This is a genomic window from Thermogemmatispora sp., from assembly GCF_019683755.1.
In the GTDB taxonomy this organism is placed as follows: Bacteria; Chloroflexota; Ktedonobacteria; order Ktedonobacterales; family Ktedonobacteraceae; genus Thermogemmatispora.
Genome location: NZ_JADGHT010000174.1, coordinates 1 through 9,237 on the forward strand (window position 1 = coordinate 1; position 9,237 = coordinate 9,237).

8 protein-coding genes are annotated in these 9,237 nt (G+C 58.5%); 7 read left to right on the forward strand and 1 reads right to left on the reverse strand.

Features of this window, described 5'->3' with window-relative positions; all coding sequences use genetic code 11:
- The 7 genes from IRZ24_RS12120 to IRZ24_RS12150 all read left to right on the forward strand — a co-directional run.
- A partial coding sequence (locus tag IRZ24_RS12120) for a PrsW family intramembrane metalloprotease (RefSeq protein WP_297164527.1) occupies nt 1–1,194 on the forward strand: 1,194 nt, incomplete at its 5' end.
- Between the two features lie 214 nt (nt 1,195–1,408).
- Nucleotides 1,409–2,503: a thiamine pyrophosphate-dependent dehydrogenase E1 component subunit alpha gene (locus tag IRZ24_RS12125; protein ID WP_297164530.1), complete on the forward strand. Its 1,095-nt coding sequence runs from the start codon at nt 1,409–1,411 to the stop codon at nt 2,501–2,503.
- Nucleotides 2,500–3,483 carry an alpha-ketoacid dehydrogenase subunit beta gene (locus IRZ24_RS12130; RefSeq protein WP_297164533.1) on the forward strand — a complete coding sequence of 328 codons (984 nt, stop codon included), beginning with the start codon at nt 2,500–2,502 and terminating at the stop codon, nt 3,481–3,483. The genes IRZ24_RS12125 and IRZ24_RS12130 overlap by 4 nt, the downstream gene beginning before the upstream one ends.
- 184 nt (nt 3,484–3,667) lie before the next feature.
- Complete coding sequence (locus IRZ24_RS12135; protein WP_297164536.1) at nt 3,668–5,044, forward strand: dihydrolipoamide acetyltransferase family protein; 1,377 nt, start codon at nt 3,668–3,670, stop codon at nt 5,042–5,044.
- Nucleotides 5,045–5,295: 251 nt separating this feature from the next.
- Entirely contained in the window at nt 5,296–6,168 is an 873-nt protein-coding gene (gene lipA, locus IRZ24_RS12140) for a lipoyl synthase (RefSeq protein ID WP_297164539.1), read from the forward strand.
- A 127-nt stretch (nt 6,169–6,295) separates the two neighbouring features.
- Entirely contained in the window at nt 6,296–7,102 is an 807-nt protein-coding gene (locus tag IRZ24_RS12145) for an alpha/beta fold hydrolase (RefSeq protein ID WP_297164542.1), read from the forward strand.
- A 200-nt stretch (nt 7,103–7,302) separates the two neighbouring features.
- Nucleotides 7,303–7,743 (forward strand): response regulator, encoded by a 441-nt coding sequence (locus IRZ24_RS12150; RefSeq protein ID WP_297164544.1) that lies wholly within the window; start codon nt 7,303–7,305, stop codon nt 7,741–7,743.
- A gap of 181 nt (nt 7,744–7,924) precedes the next feature.
- Here the strand turns inward: IRZ24_RS12150 and IRZ24_RS12155 are convergent.
- A partial coding sequence (locus IRZ24_RS12155) for a hypothetical protein (RefSeq protein ID WP_297164546.1) occupies nt 7,925–9,237 on the reverse strand: 1,313 nt, incomplete at its 5' end.

Genomic DNA, 9,237 nt, shown 5'->3' on the forward strand with positions numbered 1-9,237 from the left:
CGCCGGATGCGTTGGCTCATGGCCGCTGTTGGACTTGGGATTCTTGTTATCTGCGCCCTCATTACTCTTATTCTGAACAGCTTTATTGGTATCAATGCCCTCACACAGAATGGCGCCTCTAGCTTGCTGGCCGCTCTCACCATTCCGCTGATTCCCGCGCTCGGCACCCTCTTGCTAGTGAATTTCATCGATCGTTTCGAGCGCGAGCCGTGGTATCTCCGTCTAGCTACCTTTCTCTGGGGCATGGTGATCGCCATCCCCACGGCTTTCTTTATTGAGCGCTTCATTGATAGCGTCATCATGAATCTTTTAGAGCCGGGCGCGAGTACGATCTTACGCTCGGCGTTACAGGGTCTCAATGCCGGCTTTACGGAAGAGACTGTCAAAGGCCTGGGGCTGCTGCTGCTCTTTCTGGTGTTGCGCGACCAGTTTGACAACATCACCGATGGAATTGTTTACTCGGCTATGATCGGGGCTGGCTTCGCCCTTGTCGAGAACTTCAGCTACTTCGCTAGCGGTTACCGTAACTCGCTGGTCTTTCTGATTATCTACCGGGTTGTGCTGGGCTGGCTGGGACATCCCACGTTCACCGCCTGCTTTGGCTCCATGCTAGGCTACACGCGTCACACGCGTTCACGCTGGCAGCAGGTGATCACGCCCTTGCTGGGCTACATCATGGCTGTAATGCTGCACAGCTTTTTCGATTTTGTCGACATTCAGGCGGGGGCCGCGGTTCAGGCTGATCCTGGCAATACGCATGTGGCTATGCTGGCGCTGGTGGCGATCATCTGCGATTATATTCCGCCCTTTATTGCGCAGATGCTCCTGCTTTATTTGTTGATCCGCTCGCTGGCTCAAGAGGCGGCCATCATCCGTGAATTTCTAGCCTCCGAGGTGAGCAATGGGGTGGTCACAGTGGATGAGTATGCTCTGCTGCAACACTCCTTCCAACGGACACGTCAGGAGCGTAAGGCCCTTTGGCAATATGGTTTCAAGCACTGGTTGCGAGTCAAGGCCCTCTATCAGGCGGAAATTGGCCTCGCTTTTCGCAAGTGGCATGTGAGCATGGGCGATGGCCAAAAAAACGGCTATCTGCGTCAGCCGGAGGATGTCTATCGCGAGCGCATTCGTCGCTTGCGGCAGGAAATTCGTGCAGTGGAGGAGCAGGCGCGAGCAAAGGAACGGAGGACCTAAGCCGTCATTCTCGCGGCAGAGCGCTTTGTGGTACACTTATGGAGGCAGGCGCGTCCATCACGGCGACCGGGTGGAGCGACAGGTCCTCTCAGTCTGCGACTCGCTGGTCGCTGGCGATGCCCGTTGTCGGCCATTACAGAGACAGACGAGGCGTTCACTCCCTCGTCAGGCAGGTAACAAGCGATCATAATACTGAGGAGTACCCCAGAGGATCATGAGCGAAGCGGAGCGGGCTAACCTGCTGTTACAGATCTATTATTATATGCGCCTTACCCGCGCTATGGAGGATCGCACGCGCACGCTCTTTCTCCAGGGGCGGATTGTCGGCGGAGTCTACACGGCGCAGGGACATGAGGCGACAACCGTCGGAGCGGCAATGACGCTGCGCGATGGAGACTGCATTGTACCGCAGCACCGGGATCTGGGCATGCATCTGGTACGGGGAGTCTCGCCTCGCGCTGTAATGTGCCAGTGGTTGGCACGCGGCAACGCTCCGACGCTGGGACGCGATGGCCAATTACATATTGGCGATATGCATCATGGGGTTGTCCCCATGATTAGTATGTTAGGCGAGTCGCTGCCAGTGGCCTGCGGGGTGGCCCTAGTCATGAAAATGCGTCGTCGTTCGACAATCGTGCTGGCCACCTGTGGTGATGGGGCAACCAGTACAGGGGCCTTTCATGAAGCTCTTAATTTTGCTGCCGTTCAGCGCTTGCCTGTCGTCTTTGTCATCGAGAACAATGGCTATGCCTATTCGACGCCAACCAGCAAGCAGTTTGCCATCGAGCAGCTTTCGCAGCGGGCCTTGGCCTATGGGATGCCTGGGGAGAGTGTTGATGGCAATGATGTGCTGGCGGTGATGGAAGTGGTGGGGCGGGCAGTGGATCATGCGCGCAGCGGTCAGGGGCCTGCGCTCGTCGAATGCCGGACTTTCCGCGTCCGTGGCCACTCTGAGGCCGACAAAGCCGACTATGTGCCATCGGCTCTGCGTGAAGAGTGGCTCGCCAGAGATCCCATCAGGCGCTTTGAGGAATATTTGACTGCTCAGGGGCTGCTGACTGCGGAGAGCCGTCGTGAGATCGAAAGCCGTGTTCGGGCCGTCGTTGATGACGCAGTGGCCTTTGCTGAGGCCAGTCCGCTGCCTGATCCAGCGACCGTAGGCGACTATGTCTTTGCTCCCGATGGTCCGATTGCGATCGTTGGTGAGCCGGGCGCAACCGACCCGCGCTATGTAAACGCTCTGGATACGCGCACTGGTCGGCCTTTCTGTACGATGAGTCAGGTAGAGGAGGCTGTTACTCGGCTATGACTGCGGTAACCTATCTGGAGGCAATTAGCCAGGCCATCCGTGAGGAGATGCGGCGCGATGAGTCGGTCTTCCTCCTTGGCGAGGATGTGGGTACCTACGGCGGGGCCTTCAAGGTGAGTGCGGGTTTCCTGGAGGAGTTCGGCCCGGAGCGCGTGATCGATACACCAATGTCTGAGACGGCGATCATTGGCTCGGCGGTAGGAGCTGCTCTGATGGGTATGCGGCCAATCGCTGAGATGCAGTATATCGACTTTATCACCTGCGGCTTCGATCAGATTGTCAATATGGCCTGCAAGATGTACTGGCGCTCCGGTATTCCTTTGCCGCTCGTGATCCGTGGTCCCACGGGCGGGGGAACGCATGGGGGCCCGTTCCATTCGGCCAGCCCTGAAGCCTGGTTCTTTCATACACCAGGAATCAAGGTGGTCATGCCTGCCACGACTTATGACGCCAAGGGCCTGCTGAAAGCGGCGATTCGCGACAACAATCCTGTGCTCTATCTGGAGCATAAACTGCTCTATCGGCTGCCGGAGCTCCGTGAGGAACTGCCTGCTGAAGATTACATTGTGCCGCTGGGCAAAGCGATTATTCGCCGCTACGGTCGCCATATGACTATACTGACCTATGGGGCGATGGTTCATCAGTGCCTGAGGGCTGCCGAGCAGCTTGCTGCTGAGGATGGTCTCGCGGTCGAGGTCGTTGATCTGCGTAGTCTGACGCCTCTTGATCGAGAGACGATCAAGGAGTCAGTCAAACGCACGAATAAGGTGCTGATTGTCCATGAGGATACCCTCACTGGCGGTGTAGGTGCTGAGTTGGCGGCTCTCTTGGCCGAGGAGCTATTTGACTATCTCGATGGCCCTATTATGCGCGTGGCCGCGCCAGATGCTCCCTATCCCTATGCCCCGTCTCTGGAGATGGCCTATTTACCTGGTGTGGAGCGCATCGTGGCCGTGGCGCGCCAGCTTGCCGCCTACTAGTGGAGCTATTCTCCCGTCCTGCAAGTAAGGAAAGGATAAGAGGTGAGGAGGCTCGCAGAGGAAGCGTAAGATAATAGGGCTGGTATAGCCAAACAGGCAAGAGCATACGTGTGCCTCTGATGCTTCTGAGACGCTTCTGATCTGAAAGGAACCATATGGAATAATTGTTTGCGAGGAGTGGATTATGCCAACGCCGGTGAAATTCCCCCGTCTCGGCGAGTCTGTTGCAGAAGGAACCGTAGCTGCCTGGCTCAAGCGCGAGGGCGACTATGTGGAGAAGGATGAAGCTCTAGCTGAGGTAGTGACTGACAAAGTGAATGCTGAGCTGCCCTCGCCGGTAGCTGGTCGCCTGGTCAAGATTCTGGTGCCGGCTGATCAAACGGTACCTGTTGGAACTGCCATCGCCCTGATTGAGGAGGAGGGCGCAGGGAGTGCGAAGGCAGAAGAAGAGGAGCAGATGGCGCCGGCTGAGAAGGCGGCTACAGTGAGTGGGGCAGTCGCGACTGAGCAAGTGACTTCTGCAGCTGCTGTGCAGCGTGGCACCTCAGCACTCTCTGTAGAGGCTGAGGCCGTGACGGCGGAGCCACATGATGGTCAGCAACCTGGCGAGCGTCAGCGCATTTCGCCTCTGGCGCGTCGCCTTGCGCGCGAACACGGCATCGATCTCAATGAGATCAAGGGCACGGGTATCGGGGGCCGGGTGCGTAAGGAGGATATTCTGGCCTATCTAGAGCAGCGTCAGGCGCGGACGCAGGCGCCCGCGACGGCTATGGCGGCCCAACTCAAGCCCGCTGCGGTCCCTGTCGAAAGTCCGGCTGCTGCGGCTGCCGCCAGAGGGCCGGAGCCAATCGTCGGGCCGGACGAAGAGGTCATCGTCCCTGATCGCATGCGCCTGGCTATTGCTGAGCACATGGTGCGCAGCAAGCGTACGGCGCCTCATGCTACCACCGTCGTCGAGGTCGATATGACCGCTATTGCGCGCTGGCTAGAGCGCAACAAAGAGGAGTTCAAGCGGCGCGAGGGGTACAGCATCAGCTACGTGCCTTTTGTCATGAAAGCCGTCTGCGAGGGCATTCGCAAGGTGCCGCTGATCAACTCCACCTGGACCGAGGACAACCGTATCATCGTCAAGAAGCGCATCCATCTAGGGGTCGCGGTTGCCACTGATAGTGGCCTGGTGGTGCCTACTATCCATGATGCCGACCAATATACCATTGCTGGTCTGGCGCGACGCCTCAACGAGGTCGCCCAACGAGCGCGCAGTAATCGCTTGACGGTGCAGGATCTTCAGGGAAGCACCTTTGTGGTCAATAACCCGGGTACCTTTGGTACAATACTATCAGTACCGATTATCAACCAGCCCCATGCGGCCATTCTCAGCATGGATGCCGTGGTCAAGCGTCCGGTGGTGACAGAGGACGATGCCATTGCTATTCGTTACATGATGTATCTCTGTCTCTCCTTTGACCATCGCATCCTTGATGGTGCGGGGGCTGCTGCTTTTCTGCAGGCCGTGCGGGCCAAGCTGCAGAGCTACGGGCCGGAAATCGACGTCTACTAACTGGCGTCGATGATATGAAGGGCCAGGCACCTGGTCTGGTGGAGCAAGGCCAGACCAGGCCAGGCCAGGGGAGAGGGACCCCTGCCAGCGTAGGAGAGCTAGGAGAGCAGAGTGGAGCGACAGAGAGCTGCCCGCCGGTGAGGTGATCGGCCAGGTCTCTGGCCAGGGCACGCGCTGGCCAGTCAGCAGGCTGGACTGAGCGAGGTCGGGCCTGGCCAGGCGAAGCTAAGAGAGGAAGTAGAGGAACGATCATGGCGACCATTATCCCTGAGCGCCGCCCCTCGTGGTTGCGTGTGCGCCCGCCCGAGGGGGAGAGCTATGAAGAGATCAAGCGGCTCATGCGCAGCAAAGCGCTGCACACGGTTTGCGAGGAGGCGCGCTGTCCCAACATACGTGAATGCTGGGGGCATGGCACAGCCACCTTTATGATCTTGGGACGCATCTGTACACGTAGCTGTGGCTTCTGTGCCGTGGAGACAGGGCGACCCCTGGGTGTGGACTGGGCGGAGCCGAAGCGTGTGGCGGAGGCGGTCCGGCAAATGGGGCTGCGCTATGCCGTGGTAACCTCGGTCAATCGTGACGAGCTGAAGGATGGGGGGGCATCCATCTTTGCAGCCACCATTCGCTGGATTCGGCGTCTCAACCCGGGCTGCAAAGTCGAGGTGCTCACGCCCGATTTCAAGGGAGACTATGAGGCGCTCAAGGTGGTGATGGATGCCAGGCCCGATGTCTTTAACCATAATGTAGAGACGGTGCCTCGCCTCTATCGCCGTGTGCGTCCCCAGGCGGTCTACCAGCGTTCGCTGCAAGTTCTCAAATGGGCAAAGGAGCTTAATCCAACCGCTCCGACCAAATCCGGCTTTATGCTCGGTCTTGGTGAAACCTGGGATGAGGTGCTGGAGGTCATGCGCGATCTGCGCGCCCATGATGTTGATATTCTGACCATTGGCCAGTATCTACGTCCTTCTTTCCAGCATCTGCCGATTCAGCGCTATGTCCCCCTGGAGGAGTTCGCCGCGCTCAAAGAGGAAGGCAAAAAGATGGGCTTCCGTCACGTTGAGTCTGGCCCATTCGTGCGTAGCTCTTACCACGCTCACGAGCAGGCTGAGGAGGTACTGGAGTGAGCAGGCACCTGCGAGGAAGCGGGACCGATCGGTGTTGCTTCTGGCTCGGGAAGAGATACAGAGCGAATGGTGGCGAGGTGCCCACTGGGGCGCTCGCCAGGCTGCGAGCAGGGAGGGAAAGCCACTCATGAAAGCACGGCTTAACGGCGTCCAGATCGCCTATGACGATCATGGTGCAGGTCTGCCTGTGCTCTTTCTACATGCTTTCCCGCTGAATCGCCGCATGTGGCAGAGCGAGATGGAGGGACTCTTGCGGGAAGGTCGCTATCGCTTGGTGGCCCTCGACTGGCGGGGCTTTGGCGAGAGTGAAATTGATCGCGAGGTCCTTTCAATGGAGACGCTGGCTGACGATGTAGCGGCTCTGATGGACTGGCTGGGTATGGATGGCGCTGTGCTCTGTGGCCTCTCGATGGGGGGCTATGTGGCCTTTGCCTTTCTGCGCAAGTTCCCCCAGCGCGTCCGGGGGCTGATTCTGGCTGATACGCGTCCTGAGCCTGATAGTGAGGAGGCCAGGGCCAACCGCGAGCAGTTAGCACGTCTGGCCGAGACGCAAGGTGTTGAGGCAGTGGCTGATCTGCAGATCCCGCGTCTTCTGGCTGAGGAGACACGTCGCCAGCGGCCTGAGATCGAGGCACAGGTACGTCGCTTGATTGCGGCGGCGACACCGCGGGGCATTGCTGCGGCCTCGCGCGGCATGGCACAGCGCGCTGATGCTCGCGCTCTGTTGCCTACCATCCGCTGTCCGGTACTGGTCATTGTGGGCGAACAAGATCAGCTCTCGCCTCCGTCGCTAGCTCGTGAGTATGCGGCTCGCATCCCTCAGGCTCAACTGCGGGTTATACCACGGGCCGCTCATCTCTCCAATTTAGAGCAGCCGCAGGCTTTTCTTGATGCCCTTCGCTCTTTCCTGGGCTCCTCATTTGCTGCCCGTTGACCGGCGATAAAAGTGGCTTGGGGCCTTTTGCAAGAGAAGGCGAGGGCGAAGAATCAGGCACCAGAGCGAGGCGGATCCAAGGCAAGCGAGGAGGCCTCCAAGGGTCTGTACCAGTCGACCCATAGCTGAGCTGCGGCACGGCGAGGGGTGGGTTTGTTGCTATTTGTTGGTGCGCTATGGCAAGGGGTACACAAGAAGCGATGGACGATGATTGTGATCGAAGTGAGGATCGTCACCCGATAGTGCTGGTTGTGGATGACAATCCTGCTATTCGTGATATGGTATCGTGGGCGCTAGAGCTGGATGGCTATGAACCAGCGGAGGCTGCCGAAGGTCAAGAAGCTCTGGCCTGGGTTGATAACGCAGTGCGCGAGGGGCGCTATCCAGCAGTGATCTTACTCGATCTCGCTATGCCGGGTATGGATGGCGCAACCTTCTTGCAGCGCCTGCGCTCCCAGTGGGAACCGTCCCATCCTTTCCCTCAGATTGTGGTCGTCACTGCTGGCGCTGGTTTGGCTGCGGCTGCCGCTCTTGATGTGCAGCAGGTCATTGTCAAGCCTTTTCACGTACGTGATCTGCTGGATGTCATCCGCCGTTTAACCGTCTGGGATGAGCGGAGAGACCTCCGTCGCAGTGGATGACCAGGAATGAGGAATGAATGGTCCCAATGCTAGACTGCGACGAAGGCAGGTGGAGAGATCGGGAAGAGAGTGAGGCGGGGCCTGGGCCCTTCGTCTCAGGTACCGCTTCAGGCCGCCGGCTAAGACCGGCGGCCTGGTCGAGCAGATCCAAGCTTCCTCCTTTGGTGGACTCTTCCTGACCTCAGGATCGCAGCTTTTCCTTTTCCTGTCTATACTTCTCCTGTGTGTCGGTCTGCAGCAGAAGACGGTAGGGCTGAGATAGACGCTGCACGAGGGCCACGGCAGGAGTGGGGATCAGACGAGGGAAAAGACGCTCAGTTGTCGCTGCACCTGAGTCAAGACCAACGCGATTGGCAACCCGGTCAGTTAGCCAGGTGAGCAGCAGTGGAAGGAGCCAGGCGCCAAGACCACGCAGATAGGCCAGCTTGAAGCCGGGCAGGAAAGGTACAAAGGCGCCGTGTAAAGCCCAGGCGTAGGAGCCATAAAGCATCAGCATCGTCAAGCTGAGCAGGCGGAAAGGCAGAGGACGACGCAGACCAGCCAGCCCCCTCCAACGCACGAGAGTCAATGGCCAGCGCCTACTGTCACCGCTCGCTTCTAACAGGGCGTAAAGGCCAAAGAAGGTGACCAAGTACCAGGGCCAGAACCAGGGGGTACCAATGGCACAGTAGAGAAGCCAGACTAGCGCCAGCCACTGAATCAAGCCCCTCACGCTTCTGATACGCCAACTGTGTCGCAGCGCCCTCCAGCAGAGCCAAAGGTAGCAGATCCCAAAGAGACTCATGCTTAGGGTATGAGTCAGGCGCTCGCCTGGAGAGCCAATGATCGGAATCGTTACCTCGAAGTGAGAGACGATCAGCGCATTGTAGAATTGACCAAAAAACTCCGCCAGCGTATTAATATTGCGCGAGGCTGAGGGGTTGACACGCAGAACCTCCAGCACTGCGCCGCCATCCCAAAAAGGCGCATAGAGCAGTACAATGCAGCCAACGTAGAGTCCCAGACAAAAAGCAAGCTGAGATAAAGACAGGCCCCGGCTCCATAGCAGCAACAGCAGGCCAGGGAAAAGCAAGACCGTATTGATCTTCAGGCAGGCAGCCAGGGCAAAGAGGAGAATGACTAAGGAGTAGAGGAGCAGAACAGGTTTGCCACGTACAAGCAGCCAGATGGCAAGAAGAATGAAGAAAAGCAAAGTACTGTCGTTGTGAGCATTCACTGCGGCCTCAAAGAGCAGCAGTGGATTCCAGGCGAAAGCCAGTGTGGCCAGGACCCGACGCTGCTCGCCCTTCTGGTGGGCATCTCTCTCCGATTGCAGAAATCCGCTGATCGACCAGATCAGCAGAGCCGACCCAAGGTGGGTAGCCAGGCCGAGCAAGCGCAGGAGCAGCAGCGGGAGGACCAGGTTATTAGATCCGGCCAGAGGGAGGGCCAGCCACTGTAGAAAGCAGGTGATAGCGGCCCAGGTAGGCCCATAGGCTGAAGGCTGATCGATCC